The 26,403-nt window shown below is 54.6% G+C and carries 21 protein-coding genes; 10 read left to right on the forward strand and 11 right to left on the reverse strand.

All coding sequences use genetic code 11. The features are described 5' to 3' along the window. Positions 1 to 240: 240 nt before the first annotated feature. Both F1728_RS01240 and thiL read left to right on the forward strand, forming a co-directional pair. A complete protein-coding gene (locus F1728_RS01240) occupies positions 241 to 1,500 on the forward strand; it encodes a trypsin-like peptidase domain-containing protein (protein WP_228030448.1) in 1,260 nt (419 codons plus the stop codon). Between the two features lie 238 nt (positions 1,501 to 1,738). Next, on the forward strand, positions 1,739 to 2,665 hold the full coding sequence (thiL, locus tag F1728_RS01245; protein ID WP_155362559.1) for a thiamine-phosphate kinase: 927 nt from the start codon (positions 1,739 to 1,741) through the stop codon (positions 2,663 to 2,665). A 12-nt stretch (positions 2,666 to 2,677) separates the two neighbouring features. Here the strand turns inward: thiL and rpoN are convergent, their stop codons facing one another. The 4 genes from rpoN to dnaX form a co-directional block, all read right to left on the reverse strand. Continuing rightward, a complete protein-coding gene (gene rpoN / locus F1728_RS01250) occupies positions 2,678 to 4,168 on the reverse strand; it encodes an RNA polymerase factor sigma-54 (RefSeq protein ID WP_149339816.1) in 1,491 nt (496 codons plus the stop codon). A 59-nt stretch (positions 4,169 to 4,227) separates the two neighbouring features. Further along, positions 4,228 to 4,854: a recombination mediator RecR gene (recR, locus tag F1728_RS01255; RefSeq protein WP_155362560.1), complete on the reverse strand. Its 627-nt coding sequence runs from the start codon at positions 4,852 to 4,854 to the stop codon at positions 4,228 to 4,230. Positions 4,855 to 4,937: 83 nt separating this feature from the next. Then, positions 4,938 to 5,291 (reverse strand): YbaB/EbfC family nucleoid-associated protein, encoded by a 354-nt coding sequence (locus F1728_RS01260; RefSeq protein ID WP_155362561.1) that lies wholly within the window; start codon positions 5,289 to 5,291, stop codon positions 4,938 to 4,940. 2 nt (positions 5,292 to 5,293) lie between these two features. Beyond that, positions 5,294 to 7,081 carry a DNA polymerase III subunit gamma/tau gene (dnaX, locus tag F1728_RS01265; protein WP_155362562.1) on the reverse strand — a complete coding sequence of 596 codons (1,788 nt, stop codon included), beginning with the start codon at positions 7,079 to 7,081 and terminating at the stop codon, positions 5,294 to 5,296. Between the two features lie 421 nt (positions 7,082 to 7,502). On the opposite strand from dnaX, the gene F1728_RS01270 reads away from it, so the two are divergent. Next, positions 7,503 to 8,834 carry an amidase gene (locus F1728_RS01270; RefSeq protein WP_155362563.1) on the forward strand — a complete coding sequence of 444 codons (1,332 nt, stop codon included), beginning with the start codon at positions 7,503 to 7,505 and terminating at the stop codon, positions 8,832 to 8,834. Between the two features lie 87 nt (positions 8,835 to 8,921). Here F1728_RS01270 and F1728_RS01275 read toward each other — a convergent pair whose 3' ends face one another. From F1728_RS01275 to F1728_RS01285, 3 genes are all read right to left on the reverse strand, one after another. Beyond that, positions 8,922 to 9,929, reverse strand: coding sequence for an acyl-CoA desaturase (locus F1728_RS01275; protein WP_155362564.1), 1,008 nt, complete (start codon positions 9,927 to 9,929; stop codon positions 8,922 to 8,924). 218 nt (positions 9,930 to 10,147) lie between these two features. Further along, positions 10,148 to 10,882 (reverse strand): response regulator transcription factor, encoded by a 735-nt coding sequence (locus tag F1728_RS01280; protein WP_155362565.1) that lies wholly within the window; start codon positions 10,880 to 10,882, stop codon positions 10,148 to 10,150. Further along, positions 10,879 to 11,955: a sensor histidine kinase gene (locus F1728_RS01285; protein WP_228030449.1), complete on the reverse strand. Its 1,077-nt coding sequence runs from the start codon at positions 11,953 to 11,955 to the stop codon at positions 10,879 to 10,881. The genes F1728_RS01280 and F1728_RS01285 overlap by 4 nt, the downstream gene beginning before the upstream one ends. Positions 11,956 to 12,221: 266 nt before the next feature. On the opposite strand from F1728_RS01285, the gene F1728_RS01290 reads away from it, so the two are divergent. From F1728_RS01290 to F1728_RS01300, 3 genes are all read left to right on the forward strand, one after another. Further along, on the forward strand, positions 12,222 to 12,656 hold the full coding sequence (locus tag F1728_RS01290) for a DUF2784 domain-containing protein (RefSeq protein ID WP_155362566.1): 435 nt from the start codon (positions 12,222 to 12,224) through the stop codon (positions 12,654 to 12,656). 130 nt (positions 12,657 to 12,786) lie between these two features. Continuing rightward, the gene (locus tag F1728_RS01295) at positions 12,787 to 13,515 is read left to right on the forward strand and encodes an SDR family oxidoreductase (protein WP_145440247.1); all 729 of its coding nucleotides are present in this window, start codon (positions 12,787 to 12,789) and stop codon (positions 13,513 to 13,515) included. A gap of 39 nt (positions 13,516 to 13,554) precedes the next feature. Further along, positions 13,555 to 14,610 (forward strand): YheT family hydrolase, encoded by a 1,056-nt coding sequence (locus tag F1728_RS01300; protein ID WP_155362567.1) that lies wholly within the window; start codon positions 13,555 to 13,557, stop codon positions 14,608 to 14,610. Positions 14,611 to 14,661: 51 nt separating this feature from the next. Here F1728_RS01300 and F1728_RS01305 read toward each other — a convergent pair whose 3' ends face one another. Together F1728_RS01305 and F1728_RS01310 are read right to left on the reverse strand one after the other, a co-directional pair. Then, complete coding sequence (locus tag F1728_RS01305) at positions 14,662 to 16,098, reverse strand: aldehyde dehydrogenase family protein (RefSeq protein WP_145184452.1); 1,437 nt, start codon at positions 16,096 to 16,098, stop codon at positions 14,662 to 14,664. Between the two features lie 151 nt (positions 16,099 to 16,249). Further along, positions 16,250 to 17,353 (reverse strand): hypothetical protein, encoded by a 1,104-nt coding sequence (locus tag F1728_RS01310; protein WP_145040521.1) that lies wholly within the window; start codon positions 17,351 to 17,353, stop codon positions 16,250 to 16,252. 428 nt (positions 17,354 to 17,781) lie between these two features. Here F1728_RS01310 and F1728_RS01315 point away from each other — a divergent pair, with 428 nt between their 5' ends. Continuing rightward, positions 17,782 to 18,357 (forward strand): GNAT family N-acetyltransferase, encoded by a 576-nt coding sequence (locus tag F1728_RS01315; protein WP_228030450.1) that lies wholly within the window; start codon positions 17,782 to 17,784, stop codon positions 18,355 to 18,357. Positions 18,358 to 18,418: 61 nt separating this feature from the next. On the opposite strand, the gene F1728_RS01320 is transcribed toward F1728_RS01315, so the two are convergent. Then, positions 18,419 to 19,732, reverse strand: a complete 1,314-nt coding sequence (locus F1728_RS01320) for a mandelate racemase/muconate lactonizing enzyme family protein (protein WP_228030451.1) — start codon at positions 19,730 to 19,732, stop codon at positions 18,419 to 18,421. A gap of 741 nt (positions 19,733 to 20,473) precedes the next feature. Between F1728_RS01320 and F1728_RS01325 the strand changes: the two genes are divergently transcribed. From F1728_RS01325 to F1728_RS01335, 3 genes are all read left to right on the forward strand, one after another. Continuing rightward, the gene (locus tag F1728_RS01325) at positions 20,474 to 21,724 is read left to right on the forward strand and encodes a M16 family metallopeptidase (RefSeq protein ID WP_155362569.1); all 1,251 of its coding nucleotides are present in this window, start codon (positions 20,474 to 20,476) and stop codon (positions 21,722 to 21,724) included. Continuing rightward, on the forward strand, positions 21,711 to 22,943 hold the full coding sequence (locus F1728_RS01330) for a M16 family metallopeptidase (protein ID WP_145184444.1): 1,233 nt from the start codon (positions 21,711 to 21,713) through the stop codon (positions 22,941 to 22,943). Before F1728_RS01325 ends, F1728_RS01330 begins: the two co-directional genes overlap by 14 nt. 1,729 nt (positions 22,944 to 24,672) lie before the next feature. Next, positions 24,673 to 25,959, forward strand: coding sequence for an ankyrin repeat domain-containing protein (locus F1728_RS01335; RefSeq protein WP_194242633.1), 1,287 nt, complete (start codon positions 24,673 to 24,675; stop codon positions 25,957 to 25,959). A 3-nt stretch (positions 25,960 to 25,962) separates the two neighbouring features. Here the strand turns inward: F1728_RS01335 and F1728_RS01340 are convergent, their stop codons facing one another. After that, on the reverse strand, positions 25,963 to 26,283 hold the full coding sequence (locus F1728_RS01340) for a DUF971 domain-containing protein (RefSeq protein WP_155362571.1): 321 nt from the start codon (positions 26,281 to 26,283) through the stop codon (positions 25,963 to 25,965). Positions 26,284 to 26,403: the final 120 nt, after the last annotated feature.

Genomic DNA, 26,403 nt, shown 5'->3' on the forward strand with positions numbered 1-26,403 from the left:
GATACCCAGTTCTACGGAGCATTGATGGATCGCCTCCGGTCGGTAGATGGAACTAGGACACGCGAGTAATCGCACCGCCACCTCGATGAACTGAGCCACCGAATGATTAAGTGCTTTTATAGACTCACACTGTGCACTCTGATTCTTGCAACAGGAGCGGGTGCCCTATGTGAGCAGAGTATAGCCTCCGATGTACGGAAAACGCCTCTTGTCCGCGCCATTGAGCGTGCTAAGACATCTGTGGTCAACATCCACAGCGAAAAGACTGCACGTACCGACGACTCACTGTTTGGTTCCGGCAAGAGCCGCAAAGTAAACGGCATGGGTACCGGCATTGTTGTCGATCCCCGTGGATACATTGTCACCAATCATCATGTCATCGACGGCGTCGACGCGCTGCGTGTGACCATGATTGACGGCAGCACCTACAACGCCCGGATCGTCTCTTCCAACCAGAGCGAAGACCTGGCTATTATCAAAATCAACCCGAACAAAAAACTGACCGTCATGCCTCCTGGTACGTCCTCGGACCTGATGCTGGGTGAAACCGTGATTGCTGTCGGTAATGCCTTCGGTTATGAACATACAGTGACTTCCGGTATTATCAGCTCCCTCTCACGGGACGTGGAAGTCAACGAAAAACAGTCTTACAAGAACCTGATCCAGACCGATGCCAGCATCAATCCGGGAAACAGCGGCGGGCCACTGCTCAACCTGGACGGAGAAGTCGTCGGCATTAACGTCGCCATTCGTGCTGGTGCTCAGCGTATCGGTTTTGCGATTCCCATCGACGATGCCCGTCAGATCATCGCTGACCTGATCAGCAGCGAACTGATCGATCACACCTACCACGGAATCCATGCGAAAGACATCAAGCAGGGTGACAAACAGATGCTGGTTTTGAAAGTACCGGCAAAAGACAGTCCAGCTGAAAAATCAGGACTTCTGAAAGACGACATCATCATGAAAGCCGGTTCGGTCAACATCGTCGACCGGGCTGACCTTGAGCGTGCTTTCATGGGACATAAACCGGGAGATACAATTGACCTGCTGATTCGCCGTCAGGATAAAACCCAGACGGTGCAGATCACACTGGCTGATGCCGGTACGGTTGCCCGGACGACTCCCGTCAGTGCTCCAGTAGTACGTGCTCAAAACAACGAAATCGCTATGGACCCGACTGCCGAGAAGACCTGGGAAATCCTGGGTATCAAACTGGCTAAGGTTCCTGATACTCAGAAGCACCTGCTGAGTCCTCGCTATGAGGGAGGCATGCTGATCGAAGACGTGCGTCCTCACAGCCCTGCCGCCATGAACGGCATGCGTCGGGGTGACATCCTCGTCGGACTGCACATCTGGGAAACTGTGAACCTCAGCAACGTGTCATACGTTCTGAGCAATTCCAAGCTTTCCAGTTTCAATCCGCTGAAGTTCTACATCCTGCGACAGAACGAAACGCTGTACGGACACCTGCCACTGAATCTGGCCGGAAACCCTTAAGCTCAGTTAACAGATCCATCATTCAGTTCATCAACTGGATCCATCAGCCCGACACGCTTTTTGTATAAGCGTGCCGGGTTCTTTTTTTACAAGCTATGAATTCGATCAACAGGCTACGCTCAGAATCTGTACCTCACCGCCTCGCCAGGCGGGACTCTTGTCTGATATGATGAGCTTCGTTGTCGAACTCACATGGACTCGATTTACAGTCCATCCAACCCCGCTTTTAGAATCACCTATGGCTGCCGCTTTCCACGAATTTGATCTGATCAAATGGATCCAGACCCGTTGCCCGGCTCCTCCGCATGACCTGCGGAGCATCGGCGATGATACTGCCATTGTGCAACCGCAGGCGGGCAGGGAGCTGCTACTGGCAACCGACATGTTGATGGAAGGGACGCATTTCACGTTTCCTCCTGCGACTCCTGAACTGGCTGGTCGCAAGGCGCTGGCAGTGAATCTCAGTGACATCGCCGCGATGGCGGGAGAACCGCATTCCGCCCTGGTCAGTCTGGCGTTACCCCGTTCACGGGGGGCTGAATTTGCCAAGTCTGTCATGCAGGGCCTGATAGACCTCGCCAGAGAATTTCACGTTGAGGTCATCGGCGGTGACACGAACAGCTGGGACGGCCCACTGGTGATCAACGTCGCGGTCATGGGGATGGCTCCGAGCCTGCAGTCAATTACACGTTCCAATGCCCGTGACGGGGACTGGATCTTCGTTACCGGCGCTCTGGGTGGCAGCATGGCGTCACATCACCTGACCTTTACGCCACGCATCAGGGAAGCAATGCTCCTCAGGCAAACGGTCTCCCTGCACGCGATGATCGACATCAGCGATGGACTGGCTTCTGATCTGCAGCATATAACAACTGAATCAGGCGTGGGAGCCGTGATCCGCTCAGAGCAGCTTCCCATCAACGCCTGCCTTTCTGCAGAACTGACTGAAGCAGAGCGTCTGCAGAAGGCACTTTCCGACGGCGAAGACTTCGAACTGCTCTTCACAGTCTCACCTGAAGATGGACAAAAACTGCTCGAGCAGAACCCGCTCTCAATTCCACTTACGCACCTGGGTGAAATCAATACAGGGCAGGGGGCGTTCCTGCAACAACCCGACGGTTCCCGCGTTTCACTGGAACGAAGTGGCTGGCAGCATCAACTCTGAAGTGGCAACCGCTTAATACTCACGCCGCTGTCGGGATGAGGGGATATTCATCGCTTTGCGATATTTGGTTACGGTTCGTCGTGCGAGGTTGTAACCTTCCTTCGCCAGGGCATCGACCAGTGCGTCATCACTGAGCGGTTTGCTTTTGTCTTCCCCATCGATGATCTCTTTCATCTTGAGACGGATAATGCCCCAGGCCACGTCTTCCCCGTCGGAGGTCTTGGTACCACCGCCAAAGAAACGCTTGAGAGGATACAGGCCACGCGGAGTCTGGATCCATTTATCATCGACGGCACGCGAGACAGTCGTAACATGCACGCCAACCACATCTGCGATCTGCTGCATTTTGAGGGGGACGATGTATTCCGGACCGTTGTCGAGAAAGTCGGTCTGGAAGTCGACAATCGCCTGCGCCACACGCTTCAAAGTGCTATGCCGCTGCTCGATGGCTTCAATCAACCATTTGGCAGCATCGATCTTCTTCTTGATGTAGTCTTTGGTCTGATCGTCATTTTTATTGCGGAGCAGTTGTGCGTAATGCCGGCTGATCCGCAGTGGTGGTGTGTACTCATTCTCAAGTTCGACCACGTACTTGCCGTTTTCGTCTTTTTTGACAAAGACATCCGGCGTCACTTTCAAGACCGGTTCTGATTCAAATCCACGTCCGGGAAATGGATCCAGGTAACGCAGATAGGACATCGCATTTTTAATGGTGTCGATTGAGTAGCCGGTCTTTCGCTGAATGACAGGCAACCGGTTTTGTCCCAGATCTTCCAGGTGTGACGTGATCAGGGTGACCAGCACATCGCGATAGGGAGCGTCCGGCTTAAGTTGCAGGAGCAGACACTCTTTCAAATCCCGCGCCCCCACGCCGGGAGGATCACATTTCTGAATGAGGTGCAGGGCGGTTTCGGCCTCTTCCTGCGAAATTGGTTTTCCATAGACCTGCACGATCTCGGGCAGGGAACTCTGCAACCGACCATTATGGTCGAGGTTCTGAATCAGATATTCGCCGAATTCCTTGATCTCGTGAGAACAGGAGAAGTAATGAAACTGTTCCAGCAGGTATTCATTGATGGTCTGCTGGCGTTCTGAAATATTGGCGACCGCATCGTTGTTGCGCTCGATGTCTTCGCTGATCCGGTTCGACGAAGGCTTGGTCGCCGAAGTCACATTATCTTCCGGCCACTGTTCTGCCATCTCGAGCAGTCGTTCGAAATCGGACTCGTTGTTGGTTTCGTTGCCGGCGACCATCTCTTTTTCGTCGAGCTTGTAACTGTTGGCATCGTCGTCAGCCTGACTCCGCATCAGTTCCGTTTCGGTGTCCGTCGTCCCTTCAGTATCACTGACCCGTTCCAAACAGACGTTCTCTGCCAGTTCCTGGTCAATGCGTTCCTCCAACGCCTGTAACGGGAGTTGCAGAATCTCCATGGACTGGATCATCCGGGGAGCCAGCTTCATCTGCTGGCCCAGTTTCATTTGTTGTGAAATATTCAGATGCATATATTATCCGAATTCAAACTCATCATGGTTGTTAAAAGAAAACAAATGAAAATGAAAACCTAGAACCTTTGTCGTCCCTGCAAGGCATCCGCCAACATCTCTTTATTCGCAAATTCCAGGACGCTGCCGGAAGCGATTCCGCGCGCCAGCCTGGTAATCTCTACATTTTCGTGTTCGAGCAGATTCGAAATGTAGAGAGCAGTCCCGTCCCCTTCCAGGGTCGGGTTGGTAGCCATAATAATTTCCTGTACGCCATCCTGCTTGACCCGGCGCACCAGGGCGTTGATCGTCAGATCATCGGGGCCGACTCCTTCCAGGGGAGAAATTCGTCCCTGCAGCACATGATACACACCCTGAAACGAACTGGTGGCTTCCAGTGAAACCACATCCCGGGGCTGTTCGACAACACAGACCAGTTTTTTATCCCGTCGTGAATCAGCACAGATGCTGCAGACGTCCTGTTCGGTCAGGTTAAAGCAGATCTTGCAGGGATGAATCGCCTGTTTTACGGCAATGATGGCATCCGCCAGTTGACGCGCTTCGGCCTCGGGAATCGAGAGGACATAGTGCGCCAGACGTTCCGCCGACTTGCGACCGATTCCGGGCAGCGTAGCAAACTGGTCAATCAATTGCCCCACGCTGGAACCATAAGGATGAGACTGATTCTCTCTTCCACGAAACGCCATAAAAGTGAACTCTTTATAATGAGAAATCGACGAACGAAGCCCAGCGATACCTGGCTGGAAATCAGGGGGAGGGGAACCTCAGCCTACGAATTGGGATTGAACTTGGACAATGCCTCATCGAGACCGGGGATGTTTAGCCCTCCTGTGATTTGAGCCATTTCTTCCGCTGCACCCTCGCGGGCTTTATCGAGAGCGGCATTGGTTGCTGCTGTGACCAGATCTTCCAGCATTTCCTTGTCACCGCTCTCCAGCAGTGTCGGATCAATGGTGACACCCAGAATTTTCTGCTGGCCGTTGGCTTCTACAGTCACCATGCCACCACCTGCGGCGCCTTCGAACTTCAGCTTGGCCAGTTTGTCCTGCATTTCCTGCATCCGTCCCTGCATTTCCGAAAACTGCTTCATCATGCCGGCCAGATTTCCCAGTCCTTTGAACATGGCTATGATTCCTCTTTTTTCTCTTCCGTTTTGACTTTTAAGACATCCACTCGCACGCTCTGGGCATTAAACACAGTCAGTGCCTCTTGCAGAAATTCATCTCCAGCAGGTGCCAGATCTCGTTTTTCCACCCGTTTTTTTTGTGCTAGTGAGTTATTTTCGTCTGCGGCATCTTCTGCTTCTGCTGGTTCCTGAACAATCAGACGGATCTTGGCCCGCTCTCCTGTCAGTTTCTCCAACGCTGCTTCGAGTTTGACCATCATTTCAGGTCGTTCGCAGTACTGTTTGGCAAAATTATAGCTCTTGGAGAATTGTAAATCCAGCTGTTTCGGCCCAGAAATTGCTATTGACGCCACCCCCTTCAGGGAGTCTTTCAACAGATCCCCTGTATTTTCAATAAGTTGCGACAACAGTAAACTTTCCATCCCAGCCCGGAGTGGAATCAAATCCCGGGTAGGAGGTGGGCTTTCAATTGAATTTGACGCTACAACCGATTGATTTTCATTTTTTTTTTCAATTTTTTTTTGATCGACAGCCGGTTGAGGAGCCGGTTCCGGACGGGAAGGGGTTTCCCGGGGAGGGGGAGCAGGAGCTGAAACCGGGGCTGCAGAGACTGCGGGACGGGGGGCGGCGGCCATCGCTGGGACTGCCCCGCCTGATTTCACAAACGCACACAACTGGTCGAGGTCTTCCAGCAGAGACATCCGGATCAACGCCAGCTCGACCAGGGCACGACCATGGCTGGCGCGGAACATTTTATTCCGCGCTTCATTCAAAACCTGAAACGCTGCCAGGCAGGTATGAATTCCCCAGACTTCCGCCTGTCGTTGCAGGCTCTCCCGATTATTTTCCGAGATGGCCAGCAGCGTAACATCATTGGCGCCACTCGCCACGACCGACAGATCGCGCAGGTAATTCAGGAGCTGATCAACCAGCTCATTCAGCTGCACGCCTGAGGTCAGGGCTGCATCAAACAGTGAGAGCGCTACATCCCGCTTTCGCTGCATCAACGCATCCAGTAGTCCAATCAAACGCTCATCACTGGCAGTCCCCAGGATACGGTGCACACCTTCTGCCGTCAGTTTATCTTCACCAAACGACAGCAGCTGGTCAAAAATGGACTGGCTGTCCCGCATTGAACCGCCGGCCCGCCGGGCAACCAGCTGGATGGCATCATCGGCAACTGTGACCCCTTCTGCTTCCGCGATCTGTCTGAGTCGTTCACAGATACTCGTCTCTTCGATATACCCGAAATCGAACCGCTGACAACGGGACAGAATCGTATCGGGTAACTTATTGGGCTCGGTCGTACAGAAGATGAATTTAACGTTCGGAGGCGGCTCTTCCAGCGTTTTCAGCAGGGCGTTGAAGGCCTCTTTGGTCAGCATGTGCACTTCGTCGATGATGTAGATCTTGTATTTGGATCGCATCGAACGCACATTAACATTGGCCCGCAGCGAGCGGATATCATCAATCCCGCGGTTCGACGCACCGTCGATTTCCAGAACGTCGACATCGCTGCCTGTCGCTATGTTCTGACAGATTTCGCACTCGCCGCAGGGGATTCCATCCTGCGTGTTGGGACAGTTCAAAGCCTTGGCTAAAATTCGGGCCATCGACGTTTTACCGACTCCGCGGGCTCCGGTAAACAGGTAGGCGTGTGCGACCCGGTCTCCCCGGATGGCGTTCTGCAGCGCCCGGGCAACCATTTCCTGTCCCACCACTTCCGAGAAGTTTTGCGGGCGAAAACGACGGGCCAGCACGGTGTACTGTAGCGATTGTTTGGACATGCGTAACTTCAGGAATCGAAATCAAATAGAGGCATTGTTTGGCAAACGGCAATCGTCTGACTGCTCAAACATCTACAATAGGAGACTCCGGGCTGTTTATCCAGTGAGAGAGTAGCCCTGATTGAGATCTGCATCGCGAATCGACACGGGAAATGAAAACAGGGGCGAAATACTGCCCCCTCGTACACCTGGAATAAACCGCTGTGGGCTGCTTCGGTTAAGATCTGACCCGGTCAACGACTACCCCACCATACTCGGGGACAGCATTCCGCCCCTGAATTGATAGCGTATCAACGCGTGAACCATGCATTATGGAGCTAATTTTCCAATCGTCAACCCACTGCCATTTGATTTCCGACGCGGAATCATCGAAAATCAAAAAAACCTGTGATAATCCGCACCCATATATCAGAAACCGATTATGAATCTGTTCCAGACACCACCTCAAACCATCGCAGACACACAACAGGCCCTCAAGGCAGGCACGCTCTCGTGCCGCGAACTTCTGGAACAATGCTTCCGAAAAATCGATGCGGAAGAAGATGTCATCCACGCCTGGGCTTACCTTGATCGTGTGTCCGCCTTTCAACAGGCCGATGAACTGGACGCGGAAATTCAACGAGGCATCTGGCGGGGTCCGCTGCATGGCATCCCCGTGGGTATCAAGGACATCATCGACGTCAAAGGCATGCCCACCCGGGCCGGGCTGGAATCGCGGGACGAGACGCCCGCCTCCCAGGACGCGATGGTCGTCGCCAACCTGCGTCTGGAAGGAGCGATCTTTCCCGGAAAAACGGAGACGACTCAGCTGGCCTGCTTCGATCCACCACCCACACGAAATCCCTGGAATCAGGACCACACGCCAGGAGGCTCCTCAAGCGGTTCTGCCGCCGCTGTCGCTGCAGGGATGTGCCTGGCGGCAGTCGGTACTCAGACCGGAGGCTCCATTATTCGTCCCTCGGCTTTTTGCGGTATTGCAGGGTTGAAGCCCACTTTCGGTATGGTTGACCGACAGGGCGTCATCCTGCTCTCCGACCATCTGGATCATGTGGGACCGATCGCACAGACGGTGGTTGACCTGGTGATCATGCTGGACTGCATGACCGACCAGGCGACGTATCTGCCTTTATTAATGGAACCCGTTACCGAACCACCGCGAATTGGCTGGCTGTCGGGATTTTTCTCAGAACGTGCGGAGCCCGAGATGCAGCAGGCCCTCATGATGGCTTCTGATGAATTGAACGCCGCTGGTGCACCGATTCGAGAATGTCCGCTGCCAGCCGAATTTGATTCGATTCTGGAAGAACACATGGCATTGATGGGTTATGAAATCTTTCAGCACATGGGCGGGGATTACGACCAGAACCCGGATGACTACGGCCCTGCGATCAGCAAAGTCCTCGAATGGGGCAGAAGGGTCACCCCCGAACGCTATCAGGCCAGTCTGGACTATCAGAATATGATCAGCCAGGTCATGCGACGCTGCTTCGCCCGTTCCGAAATCCTGATCTCTCCCGCCACCTATGGGGTTGCCCCCACCCCGTCAACGACCGGGAATCCCGGAATGAATGCCCCCTGGAGCCTGACCGGCTTCCCGACAATCACCATTCCTGTTGCTGTCAGTGAGACCGGCCTGCCGCTGGGAATCCAGATCACTGGACATCCCGATAAATTTGACGATCTGCTCAAAGCCGCCCAGTGGTGTGAAAACGTCTTAAGACCGGGGTATCTGGAACAGATTAAACAAGGCTGACTTACTCTTTTATCGTTCAAGCATAAAAAAAGCCCTGACCGGTTTTCGCCAGTCAGGGCTTTTTCAATATTTATTCAATGAACGTGTTTACTTCGCGACTACGATGCCGTTCTTACCGGGCTCCGGATCAACTTCCGGCTCGGCGTTCTTCTGAGGAATCCGATCGTTAACATCGTATGCCTGTCCAATGGCCCGCAGTGCTTTGATGGACCACCAGGTAATGTCGAATTCCCATTTGCGGTGACCGGCGGGTGCTACGGAAGGATGAGCGTGGTGATTGTTGTGCCAGCCTTCGCCGTAAGCGACGATTGCGACCCACCACAGGTTCTTGGACTGATCGGTCGTTTCATAGTTGCGGTAACCCCACAGGTGTGTCGCGGAGTTCACAAACCAGGTTGAGTTGTAAACAAATGCCATCCGGGCACACAGGCCCCAGAGCAGCATTGACCAGGCCATGTACATCCCGCCCATTGCGTATCCAATGCCGAACAGGACGAAGCCGGAACCAACCACCCAGAGTCCGTAGGTCTTTTCGAAGAACTGCAGCATCTTGCGATCTTTCATGTCGGGCACATAGTGCTCGAAGAACTTCTGGTTGACTTCCTTGCTGCGATACACGAACAACCAGAGCAGGTGAGACCAGAAAGTTCCCTCAAACGGAGAGTGGGGATCACCGTGCTTGTCAGATTTCTGGTGATGCAGGCGATGAGTCGCGGCCCAGGTCAGCGGTGAACCTTCACCCGACAGCACGCCACAGAGCAGCACGAAGAACTCAGCAGGAGCACGCAGCTTCATCGATTTATGTGAGAGGTAACGGTGGTAGCCCAGGCAGATGCCAATACTGGCGGTGGCCCAGTGCAGTACCAGACAGGTCACGACGGCCTGCCAGGAGATGAAGAAAAACGCCGCGACAGCACCGATGTGAATGCCTGCCATCCACAACAGAATGACCCAGTCCACATTGCTCCATTTCAGGTTCTCTTTGTGGAACTTGCAAATGATCTGCTCGCGCTCTTCGCGTTTTTTGGATTTCTTCGGCTGAGCTGTAACCGTGGATTGATTCTCAGGAGGTTGCTCTAAGATGACACTCGCCATGATATCCTCATCGTTTCGTTAGGTATCTTGATGGTTTATTTGCAGAAACCAGACTTCCACTGATCTCTCACTTCCACGGAATTCTAACAATGAGGTCGACACGAGGTGTCTGGTAAGGGTCATATAATTGTCAAAGTTATGTCAAAGTAAAAAAAAGTCTGCAATTTCAGGACTTCGAACCCGAAAACCCTTAAGAAATCTCACACTTGTCCACTCGACTACTCCGACATTTCTTCCGGCATGAAGCGATAGCCGGCCCCACGTACGGAAACAATGTGCACTGGTTCGGCAGGATTGCTCTCGACCAGTTTTCGCAGCCTCAGCACGAAATTATCGATCGTGCGGGTCGTCACAAAGGCAGATTGCTCGCCCCAGACGTCGTCCAGAATCTGGGCTCGCGTCAGCACCATTCCCTCATGCTCGATGAAATACTGGAGCAGCCGCAACTCCAGATTGGTCAGGCTTTTCCTCTCGCCATCGACTTCGATTTCAAATGCTTCAAAGTCCACCGTCACATTACCGAACTGGTATTCCTTGGGCATCTTCCGCGTCGTGACTGGTGCTTTCTGGACCAGACTTTTCCGCTTGAGCAGGTTCTTGACCCGGCTCAAAAGTTCGGGCAGGGCGAACGGCTTCGTCATATACTGATCGGTCCCGCAATCGAAAGCGTAGGCCTTGTCTTCACTCAGCTCGCGGGCACTGAGAACCAGGATTGGCACGACTTCGTCGATCCGGCGGATCTCCTTGGCAATTTCATATCCGCTCATTCCCGGCAGCATCAGGTCCAGTACGACCAGGTCAATACTCTCCCCGTCCGACTCATAGCATTCTTCGAAATGACGGATCGCAGTCGGACCGTCCTCGGCAGTCAGTACCGCATAACCTTCCTGTTCGAAGTTGAACTTTAAACCCTGTGCGAGTGCTTTTTCGTCTTCAACAACAAGTAACTTCATTCTTCCGCTTTCCCTGGCAAATCGATGGCAAATACGCTCCCGGGCTGGTCCAGTCGATCATGTACGGTGACTTTACCGCCCAGCAGATGTACCAGTGTCCGTACAATATACAGGCCCAGTCCCGTTCCTGTTTTGCGCCGCTCCAACTCACTTTCCCCTCGATAGAAGATTTTAAAGATCTCTTTGCGGATTTCCGGATCGACTCCTTCGCCATTATCCATCACTCGGGAAATCACCCGGCCACCACTGCTCACGCGCACTTGAATCTGAACCTTCGGCACTGCACCGCCATACTTGATGGCATTGTCGATCACGTTGCGAAAGATCATTTCCAGTAGAATTCTGCGTGTATGTACCGTGGCGGCCTCGATATCGAACTCGCATACCTGGTCGATATCCAGTTGACGACGATTGCATTCCAGCTTGGCACAGTGGCGAATCAAAGGTTCCAGCAGAATGTCTTCCGGATCGGACTGCATCCCCAGCGCATCCAGACGTTTCACCTCCAGGAGCTGCGAAATCAGATGATCCAGTCGTTCCAGCTCAGTCTTCATCGTGACATAAAATTCGCCTCGCTGCTCATCAGAAAGCTGACGAAGCTGTAGTGTTTCCAGGTAAAGTCTCAGCGAAGCGAGTGGTGTTTTCAGTTCGTGCGTCACACTGTCGATAAAATCAGACTGACGCTGATTCAGGCGAACTTCCTTGATGGTCAGCACGAGATACAGTGAGAGTCCCACCAGAATCAACACGAAGACGACCGTACCGATCGCCAGGGCCGTCCACCAGTAAATTTGCGCCGCCAGAATGATCCAGAACACCATGAGTGCGACATTCAGGATCATCAGTACGACACTTAAGGTGATCGGTAACCGTAATCGTCCCCGCCGCACTTTTCTCATCAGCGTTTCCGTCCCGCGATTAGTAGAACGCGCGTCTGCTGCGACTGAAGACTTCGCCGAGGCAGAGCGTCCCTCATTCTGTTGCTGTTCTGCGGATGACTTCACAGTTTCTTTTCCGATGCGTGTTCCCAAAATTCGACGTCCCGTCATCAACACACCTATATCCATCTTCATGGCTGACTCATCGATTGAGCATGATATCGACGGTCATTCGGAACTCAACGCCATTATAGCGAAGTCTCCTTGAACTGAATATAAGTCGTGCTGTCAATCATCATAACTTCATTTTCACAAATCGCCACTCAGAGTCCAGGTCGGTACAATTTGAGAATTCTCTCTCATTTTCAGGAATATTCAGCCAACCCCGGGTCTCCTAAGAGAGAGCACCTGTATTAAAAAGTTATTCCCGTCTACAGTTTCCTGTCTCGCCGGAAGTGGAGATGAATTTTCACGACACCCAATTTCTGAGCAAGCTGGCCGCAGATGCCATCGTGGTTATTCATTTCGCCTTTGTGCTGTTCGTTCTGATCGGGCAGTTACTGATCATGGTCGGTGCCCTGGCCGGGTGGAACTGGATCCGTAACTTCAAATTCCGTCTGATCCACCTGGGTTCGATTCTGTTCGTCGTAGCCGAATCTCTGCTGGGTATTGTCTGTCCGCTGACCACACTGGAAAAATGGTTGCGCGAACAGGCAGGGGAAACCTCCTACGAGGGCGATTTTATTGCCAGCTGGGTCCATGATGCGCTCTTTTTCGATGCGGCTCCCTGGGTCTTTACGGTCTGCTATACGCTGTTCGGGCTGCTGGTTCTGCTCACATTTCTCTTCGCGCCCCCGCGTCGAAAACCCTCTGTACAGACGCCTGCGGAAGCCTGAATTATCCCGGTTTCCCTCTGCACATCATTTCTTTTCAATCTGATTTTTCGTAAGATTGGGACAGGTTCCAACTGAGGACCCGCCTTGAATTGACCCACCTGTCTATATCACCAGATTGAGAAACAGAAACATGCCAGGATTAGAAAATAAGAAAGTTGTTGTTACCGGGGGAGGGACTGGAATCGGAGAGGCCTGTGCCCTCATACTGGCCCAGGCCGGTGCGGATGTCGTCGTGGGTGGCCGTCGTCAGGAACCACTGGAGAAAGTTGCTGCCAAGGCCGAAGGAAAAGTTGACTACCATGTGATCGATGTCGCCGATCGTGACAGCGTTGCGGCTTTCTTCAAAGCAGCCAACGAGAAACTGGGCCAGATTGACATCCTCGTCCATTGTGCCGGCATCAACTGCCGAGACCGCTCCATGGAAGTTGTCTCCCCGGAAGACTGGGATCGCCTGATGACTGTTAACGCGACCGGAGCTTTCAACTGCATGCAGGCGGTTTTGCCCCAGATGCGGGAACGCCAGGACGGACTGATCATTAATATCTGTTCGATTTCCGGTTTGCGGGCTGCTCTGCTCGGCGGCGTCGCCTATAATGCATCCAAGTTTGCGATGACTGCGCTGGGAACCACCGTCGCCCAGGAGGAAAAAGACCGTGGGATTCGAGTTTCCACCATATACCCGGGTGAAGTTGAAACTCCGATTCTGGACGAACGGCCTGTGCCCGTCAGCAAAGAACATCGCGCCAAAATTCTGCAGCCCGAGGACGTTGCTGCTGCCGTTTTGATGATCAGCCAGTTACCGCCTCGTGCTCACGTTCAGGATCTGACCATCAAGCCGACTACCGCGGCCTTTGTCTGATTGGCTAATTTTAAGTGTGTTCCGCAGGAATCAAGCTGAATGAAGAGTGATCTGGTATTTCCACCGTTTGTGCCGCATCGTCTCTATAAAAATCCTCATTTGCAGACGATCGTGGGGCAGTTTCACTCGCGTGTGAAAACTCCCTATCAGGCAGAGCAGCATTCGTGTCGCCTGCCTGACAGCGACCTGTTAATCCTGCACGATGACTGCCCGGGCCCCTGGAAACCGGGGGACCGCGTGGTGATCCTGCTGCACGGCTTGTCGGGATGTCACCAGAGTTCTTACATGATCCGCCTGGCACACAAGCTGAATGCGCGGGGAGTTCGTGTGTTTCGCATGGATCTCCGCGGCTGTGGGGCAGGGACGGGACTCGCTAAATCTCCGTATCATGCCGGCAGCTTTCACGATCTGCAGGTTGCCATCGAACAGATCGAGTTCATGTGCCCGCGTTCGCCGATCGGCGTCGTCGGCTTTTCGCTGGGTGGCACGATCACACTCAATTACCTTGCCCGTCACAAACCGGGTTCGGAACTTGTCGACCGGGCGCTGGTCCTCAACCCACCACTCCGCCTCGCGGAAAGTGTGCAGGTATTCGGCAAGCCACTCTTTGGTCGCTACCAGCGGCACTTTGTGACGAACCTCATCAAACAGGTCCGCAAGTCGCATCAGTACCAGGAACATACACACAAAATCACGGGCGCAAACTATCCACGCACCCTGCTTGAATTCGACGATCAGTTCACAGCACCGCTGGCCGGTTTTGAGTCTGCCGAAGATTATTACAACCGTTGCAGCCCCTGTGATGTCCTGCCGGAAATCTCGGTTCCGACGCTGATCATCTCTGCTAAGGACGACCCGCTGATCCCATTTAAATCTTACCAGCCCGCGATTGAAAAACTCGCGAACCACGACAAGGTCACCCTGTATCTCACAGAGCAGGGGGGCCACCTTGGCTTCATCGCAGGTCCTTCCAGCGATCCCGATCCGCGGTGGTCCGACTGGCGAATCGTGCAATGGCTGATGGCAGATTCTCCCGAAGCACTGGCCAGCCAGATCCGGGAGCAGACTCACTCCTCACTGATTCAGACCGCCTGATTTTCACCAGACGGTCTGCAGTGAGAGTTCGAATTATATAACCTTTCCGGCTCAGTGAGCGGCCGGCGGTTCGTTCTGGAAGGCACGCGCCCGGAACAGGAACTCGACGATGTTCCCTTCGTGCGGCTGCAACCAGTTCAGAGCATTCGTCTTCACAGGCCCGATATTCAACCGGTCGATTTGTGTTGCATCCAGCAACTGCTGCGTCCAGTCCTGATCTTCAGTAAATACAGAGCAGACTAGCGTCATGCCGATCTTTTTCAACATGTCTTTCTGTTCGCATTTCACGACTGAAGCCATGGGGAACATGTACTCGGTGTTCGCCAGCGTCGCGTCGGGATTGTCACAGTGCACGATGGTCGGACGCAGATAATCGCAGCGTTCCATCTCGATCAGTCGATCACCGTCGCGATATTTCTCGGTGACTTCGGTCACGCCGGACTCTTTCAGTCCTTCTTCTATCTGACCGTTCATCGCCTTGGCAGCACCGGTCATGGTGAAAGCAGCCAGCGGCGCTTCGGGGTCAGTCATCGAAGTCGGTCCGACCGGTCCCAGCCGTTTGGCGATCGCGTCTGCAATCTCTTCAGTATGCCGCGATGCCCATACGCCGGATGCGTTGACGCAGCTGCGACCACCGTTCTGGTAGATGCTGTCTACGATCAGGTCGAGGTAATCTTCCCACTGATCCACGACATCGTCACCGAGCAGAATCTTACTGAAACCAGGACCGTGCGCCTGCACGTTCGGGTTCGCCTTGTACTTATCGATCGTCTGCTGACCGCCGAAGACCATCACCCGCTTACAGAGCTCAGTCACCGTGGAACCCACATCGTGAGGTCCCGGATAGACGGAGATACATTCCCGTGGAATCCCCGCCTGGCAGAAGGCTTCGGTCATCCGATAAGGAGTCCAGGGTTCAGAAGAACCCGGTTTCAACACCAGACCGATCTGCATCGGCAGGATCGGCATCCAGAGTGTATGCACGCCTGGTGAATTTGAAGGCAGCACGAGTCCCAGTACCGGCGAATTGGCCTGATAGCTCAGCATCACGCCACGCTCTTCTTTACCATACCCCTTTGTCAGAATATCCAGTGGCAGACCGCGGGTCAGGGCGTCGAGAATCTCTTCCATGTGTTCCAGCACGAAGGAAACCTTCTTCATGTTGCTGGCACACATCCACTCAGGCATCCCGGTACTGGCAGACTGAATCCGGCAGAACTCTTCGGGAGTCTGCGTTCCGTTGCCCAGCGGAAGTTCCGCCGTCATGTAGAGTTCGGCTGCTTTCTTACAGATTTCCAGCAGCTTGGGAATCGGAATCTCTCGCAGCAGGTCGCGTGCCCGCTGTGCTTTCCGCATGTCCATTTTCACCAGACCGGCGTTGGCCTGATGCACTTTGGCGAGAGGCTCGCCTGTTTCAAAATGAACGACTTCCTGTTGATCGAAACTTTCGTAAGGGGTACCCCAGCGAAGTACAGGTATTTCCAGCACGGCGGCTATCCTTTGTGAATTCAATGCAAATCAGGCAGCAATTTGCATCCAGGCAAAATAGTTCAGAAGTTCAATCCGGTTCAGACAGCCGGAACAACAGCGACCGCCTGAAAGACGGTCGCCGATCTTTGACTGCTTGAGCACTTGCGTCTTAGTAAACGCCCACCGTGGTCGACGAAGCGATTTTGTGGAAGGGACGCACACCACTCACGCCATCCCACGGATACTTGACGTGAGGCATTTCGCGTTCGCCTTCATCGCGTTCCAGGAAACCGGGAATGAACAGTTCTTTAGTCATGGTAAACAGCTTCACGCGGCCGGTTTCACCGTAACCCACCACCTTGGTGTGATCGTCGAAATCAACCACGCGAATCGCAGCACGGGGCTGCGGTGCGTAATAAGTGATTTTGTAGTTGTCAGCCGGATCAAAAGGCTTACCGCAGGCCAGACCCATCAGCGTGTTGCCGTAGGTCGGGGTGATGAAGACGTTCTCACCCAGCAGCTCTTCGCGGGCAAAGCGATACCACTGTTGTGTGAACTCGGTTCCACCGCAGAAGATCCCTTTAATGCCGGCTTCTTCAATGCTCGAGCCTTCGTCCATCAGACGCATGGCGAGAGCTTCCAGCAGTTTGGGAGTGGTAAACATACACTTGATGTCATGCCCCGCACTCAGGATCGTCATTGCCTGATCGATCACGTGATTACTGTATTCTTTAACTTCGTCGATCTTGCCTTTCTTGATCAGCTTGACCACCCAGCGAGGGTCGAGGTCGACGCAGAAGGAGATCCCGCCCCGGTGCTGAGCCATATGCTCAACAGCCAGACGCAGACGACGCGGTCCCGAGGGCCCCAGCATCAGCCAGTTCGAACCTTTCGGGAAGTATTCATCGGGCAGGGTATCGCTGAAGTTTTCATAGTCGATACGGAAGTCGTCGATTACCACGCGTGACTTGGGAATCCCTGTCGTACCGCCAGTCTCGAAGACGTAGGTCGGCTTGCCCTGCAGTGCCTTGGGAATCCAGCGATCTACCGGACCGCCCCGCAGTTCATCATCTTCGAACAGCGGAAACTTGTTCAAGTCCTCGAAGCAGTTCACGTCGGTCAGCGGATCGAAATCGAACGATTTCGCTTTTTCCAGCCAGTAGGGAGAGCCCGTTTCCGGATTGAAGTGCCACTGCACGTGCTCGCGCGTGTGAGCATCGAGTATGTCCTGATGCTGTTTTACCAATTCGTCAAGGTTACTGTTGTCGGTCACTGTGAGAATCACTCCAAACAGGGTAGGAACAGAGGCGGGGAATCATCATGTTCACCAGGAAACATGAACTCTAACGGTTAGTTCATTCTAGAAGTTTCACCCGTTTTTTCAACTAAGGGAAACAGCCACAATTTCAGATCCGACAATCCCGCTGCACCACTCCCGGAACTTGAGTGAAAACCTCGGAAATTGAAATCGCATCTCCTGATTTTCTTCACTGGACGGTTCCAGCCCGCATTTTAAGTAAATCACGCGAACTGCTACCATCGGGTACATCAGCCACGACAGGCACCCGCTTCAGGAAAATCAGCGCTTTCCCGCCGAATCGAACTCCCCAGATTGACACTAGTATAGAGAATGGTAAAATTATATATTCTAGATATCTGGTCCGTTTTCGATCCGACTCCTCGTGCAGCAGCGAGCTTCTCATGGACTTCACCGAAACATACTTTCGTAGATTCCGCATGGAAATCGACCTGCTCAACGCGCGCCTGGTAGACGATCCTCTGCCCGAAGGCTATCGCTGGTGTCCCTGGGAACTGACCACGCTCGACCGTCACGCCATCACCAAGTACCACAGCTTCCGCTCTGAACTCGACGCCCGCGTCTTTCCCTGCCTGGGAGACATCGACGGCTGTCGCAAACTGATGCGTGATATCTCGACGCAACGCAACTTCCTGCCCGGCGGTACCTGGCTCATCACCTGGGACGGCATGGGCAACGAAGAACCCGTCGACTGTGGCACGATTCAGGCCATCGTCCCCAGCCGCATCATGGGTGCGATTCAGAACGTCGGCATCACCCCCAAACACCGCGGACTCGGACTCGGCAGGTCACTGGTCAACAAATGCCTCCTCGGTTTCCGCGAAGCCGGTGTCAAACGGGCTTACCTCGAAGTCACCGCCGAGAATGAACCCGCCATCAACCTCTACCGGTCGATCGGGTTCCGCCTCACACGGACCCTCTACAAACCCAGCCACTACGTCGAAGCTCCCTCGCTCTAAGCAGAGATCACGCTCCGGTTCTTAACCGGTTTGCCCCAAGTCTGCAGCTGGCTGCCGTCGCCTATCCTTTGATTAATAACGGCTTGGTGTTCGACTTCTGATACAGTTCTTTCCATTCCTTTGAACCGTCGTTCGGAACCAGTCGCGTATCGACGCCCCGCTCAAAGTAAGGCACATTACCATCGCGGGCCGGGTTCAGGACAAAGTTGACTTCACCCGTATTGCCGAAGTACATCTTCCGTCCGTCTTTCCACGTCGTTTCAATCAAACGCGGCGGTTCGGGACGAGACTCTGGTTTATCAACACGCAACTTCTCAAGCATGTCCCGATTCAGTTCATATCCCAGTCCCGGCTTGTCAGGGACTTGAGCAAACCCTTCTTTGACCACAATCGGCTCCGTCAACAGATTGTACTTGTACAACTGGTGACAATTCACAGCAGGCCAGGTGGCATGACTCAGCACCGCACCGAAATGCAGCGAGAAAGCAGCCGTAATCCCCGTACCCACCAACTGTAACCAGAACGGTTTATCCGCCATCGCAGCCACAGCTCCCGATGCCATCAGCTCTCGCGCACCATGCCCGATCACGAAGCCATCACAGATGTTTTCGCGAATCGCAATCAGCGGGTCGGGGGTTCCATAATGCATGGCGATATTCACATCGGTCGCCGCCATCAGAATTTTGTTTCCCGCCACGTCATCCTGGAAAATCGGTGACTCAAAAATATCGACCTGCGGATACTGAGCCAGATCTTCCAGGATCGGCAGGGCACGCTCCGCATCCAGTAGCGTGTCGTTGAAGTCCATGTCGATCTTGAACTCCTTCGGCACCACTTTGCTGGCCTCTTCAACCTGGGCCCACACGTCATACCACGGACGACCTTTCGTCTTATAGGACATGTAGCCCTGCTTGTAAGCCTCGGCACATTCCAGCGCCATATCCTCGACCGAAGTATCAATATTCCACCATGAAAGGGGTGTCTTGTCGTGAACCTTCCTCCCCAGCAATGCATGCACGGGAACTTCTGCTGCTTTCGCGACCGCATCAAACAGCGCCATCTGCAGCCCGGCTCCCAGATCGTCGTCCCACATCAACTCGGCCGCATTCTTACCCTGCGCCCGCTCTACGGCTTCATCCGAAGTCGCGTTCCAGGTGTAATAGAGCAGCGTCTCACCGAAGCCAACGTGCCCCGATTTCAAATGCACTTCCACAATTTCGGTGTACTGCCAATGCGGTAATTCGCGTGCCATGTTCCGGGCGGGCACTTCCCGATAGGGAACTTTCACCGTCGTTCGCTCGATCTTTTCGACGCATAAATGCTGGGGTGATGCCTTTTTCTCTGCAGCCTGAATTGAGTCGGAGATCATCGTCATTATTCCCATACCTGCCACTCCAGCCAGACTCCGGCGCAGGAATCGTCTTCTGGAAATTCGGTTCATTGCTATCGACTTGTTATGTGCTCGCACCAGGGGATTCCTTTGTCTGGGGGATTCTTCGGGAGGGACTCAAGTTGAAACGGAAACGCTGCCGGAATCATCTCTCATCCCATCTTAACATCAACAACCCCCAATATGTCCAGCGCCTGACATTTTTTTCTCACTTTTATCAACACCACTGAAACTCAAATGGGTAGCCCCGAATGTAATTCGGGGCGAGCACAGCGAGCAGGAAACTGACAGTAATACATTGCGAAAGCGCCCCGCAGCACCTCCACACCGGGTGGTCTCGGATGCAATCCGAGATTGCCGCAGGCAACAGGAGGTCCCAACTCAACGATACAATCCATATTCAACTCCCCAACCCCTTCCGTAGGGCGCGGACCCACGTGTCCGCCCGCCTCGCGATAATCGAACAAAGATCCCCCTTCGAAGGGACCACAAACCGCTCTCAAAGAACTGGCATGCACACCTGCAGATCATTTGCGGCAACACTCCCATCCCACCCCGAAATGACACTACCAATTCACCAGCTGAGTCGCTAAGATCGCCCCAGTATTTCAGATAACATCCGACTGCAGAACGACAAACGCTGTCTCCCTTCAGACGAGACCCACCGCGACACCCGTTCTGCTCACAGTTTATATCGTCTCTCCAGTCAGGAAGGTTGCAACCCGTATGGGCAAACAACTGATTCAAACGCATCGTTTTCCAAACGGGCTGACACTGGTGACCGAGTCGATGCCCGACGTCCAGTCGGCCGCATTCACGATCATGGTCCCCGGCGGCAGCATTTACGATCCCCCCGACAAACGCGGCACCGCCAGCATCCTCGCCGATCTGATCTCCCGCGGAGCAGGGGAGTACGACAGCCAGCAGCTCTCCAGCGCCCTCGACAACCTCGGCGTCCAGCGACATGAAGGGGTCTCCAACGCCCACATCACCTTCACCGGGGCAACCCTCGCGGACAAAATCGGCGAGACTCTCAAAATCTACGCCCACATCATCCGTGAACCGCATCTGCCCGAGGACCAGTTCGACGCCTCCCGCGCCGGCGTCGCTCAGGCCCTCTTGTCGGTCGAAGACGATGCCCGGCAGAAAGCACTCGTCGAACTCAAACGCCGCGCCTTTCCCGCTCCCTGGGGACTTCCCAGTGACGGCGAACTCGCGCACCTGGCAGGCATCACCATCGACGATGTCCGTAATCATTACAAGGAAGGCTTCCACCCCGACGACACCATCATCGGGATCGCCGGCAACATCGACTTCGACGAAGTCCGCGACCTCATCGAAAGCCTCTTCGGCGACTGGGAACCCAGCGCCGGCCGCGAAGAACCCGCTCTGGATTTCCCGACCGAGAAAACCTTCTTCACCGAACAGGAAACCACTCAGACACACCTCGGCGTCGCCTATGACGCCGTCCCCTACGGCCATCCCGACTATTACACCGCCTGGGCCGCCGTCGGCATCCTCAGTGGCGGCATGAGCGCCCGCCTGTTTACCGAAGTCCGCGAAAAGCGGGGGCTCTGCTACACCGTCTCCGCCTCGCTCGTCGGCATGCCGGGCATCGGTCGCGTCCTCTGTTACGCAGGCACCACTTCCGAACGAGCCCAGGAAACACTCGACGTCACGCTCCACGAACTCCAGCGACTCGGCGAAGGCATCGACATCTCCGAACTCGAACGCTGTAAGGCCCGAGCCAAAAGCTCGCTGATCATGTCGCAGGAGTCGACTTCTTCCCGCGCCGCTTCGATCGCCCGCGACTGGTTCTATCTCAAACATATTACGACCCTCGATCAGATTCACGACGAAATTCAGCAGCTCACGACCGACCGTATTCTCGGTTATGTCCACGCTCATCCCGCCGCCAATTTCACCGTCTTAACGATCGGTCCCAAACCGCTGGAGGTGCCCCGTGATCTTTCATGAAACCAAACTGGACAACGGCCTGCAGATCATCGCCGAACTCAATCCCAACGCACACAGCCTCGCCATCGGCTACTTCGTCCGCACCGGCTCGCGCGATGAAACCGCCGACGTCTCCGGCGTCAGTCACTTCCTCGAACACATGGCCTTCAAGGGGAACGAAAAATACACGGCCGACGATGTCAACCGCATCTTCGACGAGATCGGTGCGAACTACAACGCCTCGACCAGCGAAGAGATCACCCTCTATTACGGTTCGTTTCTCCCCGAGTACATCGACACCGCAATGGAACTCCTCTCCACACTGATCCACCCCAGTCTCCGCCAGGACGACTTCGACATGGAGAAGAAGGTCATCCTCGAAGAGATCGGCATGTACGACGACCTGCACAGCTTCACCGCCTACGAAAAAGTGATGCAGGCCCACTTCCAGGGACATCCGCTGGGGCAGAGCATCCTCGGCTCCGTGCAGTCCATCACCGACCTCACCGCCGAGCAGATGCGCGACTACCACGCGAAACATTACCTCGCCGGTAACCTCACCCTCGCGGTCGCCGGCAATGCGGACTGGCACAAGGTCCTCGAGCTCGCACACAAATTCTGCGACCACTGGCCCGGCGGACAGACAGACCGTCCCACCGACGAAGCCCAGCCCAAAACCGGCACGCAGATCATCACCGAGAAGAAGACCCAGCAGCAGCACATCATGCAGCTCGCTCCGGCTCCTTCCGCCCGCGACATCCTGCGGCTCCCCGCAGAAATCCTCGCGGTCGTCATCGGCGACGACTCTAACAGCCGCCTGTACTGGAAGCTGGTCGACCCCGGCCTGGCTGAATCCGCCGAGATCGGCTTCAACGAATACGACGGCAGCGGCACCTGGCTGACCTATCTCTGTTCCGAACCTGATCTGATTGAAAGTAACCTCCAGTTGATCCAGCAGATCTTCGACGACGTGAACCAGAACGGCATCACCCAAGAAGAACTGGACCGTGCCAAAAACAAACTCGCCTCGCGACTGGTCCTCCGCAGCGAACGCCCCATGGGCCGCCTCTCTTCCCTGGGAGGCAACTGGGTCTACCGCCAGAAGTACTACTCCGTCGCAGACGATCTCGAACTCTTAAACAACATCTCACTGGACGACATCCAGGAACTCCTGAAAAAATACCCCCTAGGCCACAGCACCACCGCCGCCGTAGGCCCCATGACAACCGTAGTCGACTAACCAGGAAACCAAACCTCCTGAGCGGCAACGCACCGGGTGCCACGGTTGGCTCGTCCAACAGTGCCCTAAATATCAAAGTCCTCAACACACCGGGTAACCCCGAATGTAATTCGGGGCGAGCACCGCGAGCAGGAAACTGACAGAACAACGTTGCGAAAGACTCCATCAAAACCTCCCCACCGGGTGGTCCCGGATAAAATCCGGGATTGCCGCAGGCAACAAGAGGTCCCAGCTCAACCAAACAATCCACATTCATCTCCCCAACCCCAACCGTAGGGCACAGACCCATGTGTCCGCCCGCCGCGCGACAAACAATCCCGGAACACTCCCCAACCGCACCAAACAAATCCCCAAACACAAATCCCCACACCTGACCAGACCGCACTTGATCCCCTCCCGCCGAACCGTATCCTCTTCGAAATCTGGCTCGCGCGCGAGGCACCTGATTGAGCACCGAAACACGCCGCACCAGTGACACCTCAACACCGGAATCGCCGCCCATGTTCACCCGCTCCACACCTGTTTCTGCAGCACCAGTTCGAAAAATCGAGCTTAACAGTCGGCCACAGCCAGACAGATTCAGGACACAGCGGGACAAATTCCGGGACAGACCAGGACAAAATCCGGCCACATCGGGACAAAATTTTGTCTTGACCCCCACGTCCCCATCGCCACAATCAAACCGCAAGCCACACACCAGACAACAGACAAACCAGCCATCCATAACCAACTCCCATTCCATCAAAAATGTAAGGTGCGACCCCACGTGTCCGCCCACCGCGCAGCACACAACCCAGGCAAACGCACCAGGGCAAACATAACAAGTAGCCGCTGCTCTACCGCCTCTCCGATACTCAGCAACAGGGACAACACAAAAGACATCAGCCGCAGGGCCTTAGCCCCGGTTGAAACGTCTCAGGCAGAAACGCATCGCCTACCCGGACACGACCGGCCCCCCAGCTATCAGAAAAAACCACGCACCAGCGCACGCAACCAGAAATCATACCGATCGGCACAGGGGAGGGAAGGGGGATATGGAGTAGTGCTCAACAGATAGTACTGAAAGGAAGAACTGGTCCGTGCGAAAAACAAACTCGCATTGCGACTCGAATTATGCAGCGAATGCGTGCCGGCTTCCGCGCACTGTTTGAGTAACTCATCTGTCAAACCCCCAGTTCCCACATCAGTCGCTCCTGTTCATCCCGGTGCAGGGTACCGATGCTCGTCCAATGCCCTTTCAAATACCGCCGGACCTGGTAACTGCCGGGGCGAAGTTTTTCCCCGGGATCAGGATCGTGAAATCCAAAACCGTCGCTGCATCAGAATTGGGAAGGCTGGGCACGTGCCACCGATCGCCACATCGCAGCTGACTTGCTCGCTCCCATCGCAGGGCTCCCGTTGTGATTTCAGATTCGAAGATTTACGGCTTTATTTCGACACATAACCTATAGTACACTATCCGATAGCGCGATGCTATCGCGTTCCACTCAACCAGTGAAGGGAGACGCCGATGAACCTGTTACCTGCACTCCGCGGCTGTTGTCTGTTCGCCTGCCTCTGGTCTTATTATGCTGCCTCCCGGCGTTCCTGAATCCTTTACGAGATCCCCGTGATTCTGATGCAACTTCCACTCGCTTTACCTTGCTTACGAACCGCGATCGCCAGTCTGGTGTCGTGTCTGTTGTTATGTCTTACTGGATGTGCAGATCCCCCACAGGAGCCTCAACAGGTGCAGCAACCAGAGCCAGCCGTACTGGAATTTCATCAGATCGTCAAACAGGGAACACCGGACGAGATCCGAAAACACCTGCAGAGCGGCGTCGAAATCAATGCCCCCGGGCATGTTGGCGAAACCGCGTTGATGGTCGCGCTGGCAGCTAAGGACCTTGAGAAAACCAAACTGCTGCTGGAGCAGGGTGCCGACCCCGAACTGGCTGACAACTTCAATAACACGGCCCTCCGCCGCGCCGTGCAGGAAGAGTTCGCCGAAGGGGTCCGTCTGTTGCTGGACCGGGGTGTGGATCGGGGCTATCACCCCAAATACCCGCTAAAGGTCATTCGCTACACGCAGGAGCCCATCGACTTCTCTCAGCTCAAAATGCCCAAAGAACTCGAAGGCCAGATGACCAGGGAAGAATGGCAGCAGTCGCTCAAAGAGACACTGGGGCCAGAGGCGCAAGAGACTTCCGAACAGGAAATCGAACCTTATCTCTACCCGGTCATTGAAGATGTTTACAATCTCGAAATCCTGGACCTCTTCCTGGCAGCCGGCGACAACCTGAGCCAGACCTCCAAGGAAATGAAACGGCACCTGCTCAAGCTGGATGACTCAGCAGAATTTCGCGCCACTCCCGCAGACTACCAGCAGTGGAAATTGCCCCGCTTCGGCGCAACCAATCCCCAGCGAATGGACAACCCGTTCTGGGACGACATGATTCGCTCCGGCAAGAACGCCTATCTCGCACGCGAACACTTCAAAGATAAAAAAGACTTTAATAAACCGGGAGCCGTCTGGTGTTTTGACCGCTTCGGCTCATCCCTGACGAAACTGCCCGATGGCCGCTACGTGCAGGTCGGCGGCGAGCATGAAGATTATTACGATCCGGACTTTTACATTTACAATGACGTCGTGGTTCACGACGGCCAGGGAAACTTCGAAATCTATGGTTACCCCCAAGCGGTCTTCCCTCCCACCGACTTCCACTCGGCCACCCTGGTTAAAGACGAAATCTACCTCATCGGCTGTCTGGGATATACGGAACAGCGCGTGACAGGTCAGACCCCCGTTTACCGCCTCAAGACAGACACCTGGCAGATTGAAAAACTGGAGACCACGGGCACAAACCCCGGCTGGATCTTCCGGCACCGCGCCAACTACGATCCACAGCGGAACGTCATCCGCGTGGAGGGGGGCACACAGCAACTCGCCACCCCGGCTGAAGAATCAGATCAGGTGGAGAATCCAGACGTCTACGAACTCGATTTGACCACCCTGAAATGGCAGAAGCAGGACTGAGGCCTACTCAACCACTTCGCCCAGTTCACGCAGATGCTCAAAGGTAAACAGGCCCGTGTTGTGACCATCGCTGAAGGTGATGCGGTAGGCGTAGTTGCCGGCCAGTGCCATGCGGTCGATTTTGAGCGGTGCCAGTTCGGTCGGGGCGAGAATCGTCAGCTGCTGGGGTGCGTGTTCGGCTTCCTTCCGTTCATTGCGACACATCACACAGGGGCAGGCTTTACGCAGATCAGAGACAGCATAGCGTTTCCGCTGTCCGTCGCTCCAGGTGATGAGCAGCGTCTGGTCGTCGAGGCGTTTGAGTTCGGTCGGGGTCAGTTCCATGGGTCTCTATCGGTGTCCTGTTGCAGGCAATCTTTCAAGCATGTTTGCCTGGCGCCTGCGTGCTGATCTGGTAAGTTCTCAGCCCCGAAGGGCCAGCCGACAGTATAACCATCCCGCAGC

This window comes from Gimesia benthica (assembly GCF_009720525.1).
In the GTDB taxonomy this organism is placed as follows: Bacteria; Planctomycetota; Planctomycetia; order Planctomycetales; family Planctomycetaceae; genus Gimesia; species Gimesia benthica.

Coding starts and splice junctions, on each gene's coding strand:
- rpoN (WP_149339816.1), bottom strand. CDS start 4,168: ATGCATCTGAATATTTCACAACAAATGAAACTGGGCCAGCAGATGAAG.
- F1728_RS01260 (WP_155362561.1), bottom strand. CDS start 5,291: ATGTTCAAAGGACTGGGAAATCTGGCCGGCATGATGAAGCAGTTTTCG.
- thiL (WP_155362559.1), top strand. CDS start 1,739: ATGGCTGCCGCTTTCCACGAATTTGATCTGATCAAATGGATCCAGACC.
- recR (WP_155362560.1), bottom strand. CDS start 4,854: ATGGCGTTTCGTGGAAGAGAGAATCAGTCTCATCCTTATGGTTCCAGC.
- F1728_RS01290 (WP_155362566.1), top strand. CDS start 12,222: ATGAATTTTCACGACACCCAATTTCTGAGCAAGCTGGCCGCAGATGCC.
- F1728_RS01325 (WP_155362569.1), top strand. CDS start 20,474: ATGGGCAAACAACTGATTCAAACGCATCGTTTTCCAAACGGGCTGACA.
- F1728_RS01340 (WP_155362571.1), bottom strand. CDS start 26,283: ATGGAACTGACCCCGACCGAACTCAAACGCCTCGACGACCAGACGCTG.
- F1728_RS01300 (WP_155362567.1), top strand. CDS start 13,555: ATGAAGAGTGATCTGGTATTTCCACCGTTTGTGCCGCATCGTCTCTAT.
- F1728_RS01280 (WP_155362565.1), bottom strand. CDS start 10,882: ATGAAGTTACTTGTTGTTGAAGACGAAAAAGCACTCGCACAGGGTTTA.
- dnaX (WP_155362562.1), bottom strand. CDS start 7,081: ATGTCCAAACAATCGCTACAGTACACCGTGCTGGCCCGTCGTTTTCGC.
- F1728_RS01275 (WP_155362564.1), bottom strand. CDS start 9,929: ATGGCGAGTGTCATCTTAGAGCAACCTCCTGAGAATCAATCCACGGTT.
- F1728_RS01270 (WP_155362563.1), top strand. CDS start 7,503: ATGAATCTGTTCCAGACACCACCTCAAACCATCGCAGACACACAACAG.
- F1728_RS01295 (WP_145440247.1), top strand. CDS start 12,787: ATGCCAGGATTAGAAAATAAGAAAGTTGTTGTTACCGGGGGAGGGACT.
- F1728_RS01315 (WP_228030450.1), top strand. CDS start 17,782: ATGGACTTCACCGAAACATACTTTCGTAGATTCCGCATGGAAATCGAC.
- F1728_RS01285 (WP_228030449.1), bottom strand. CDS start 11,955: ATGAAGATGGATATAGGTGTGTTGATGACGGGACGTCGAATTTTGGGA.
- F1728_RS01320 (WP_228030451.1), bottom strand. CDS start 19,732: ATGACGATGATCTCCGACTCAATTCAGGCTGCAGAGAAAAAGGCATCA.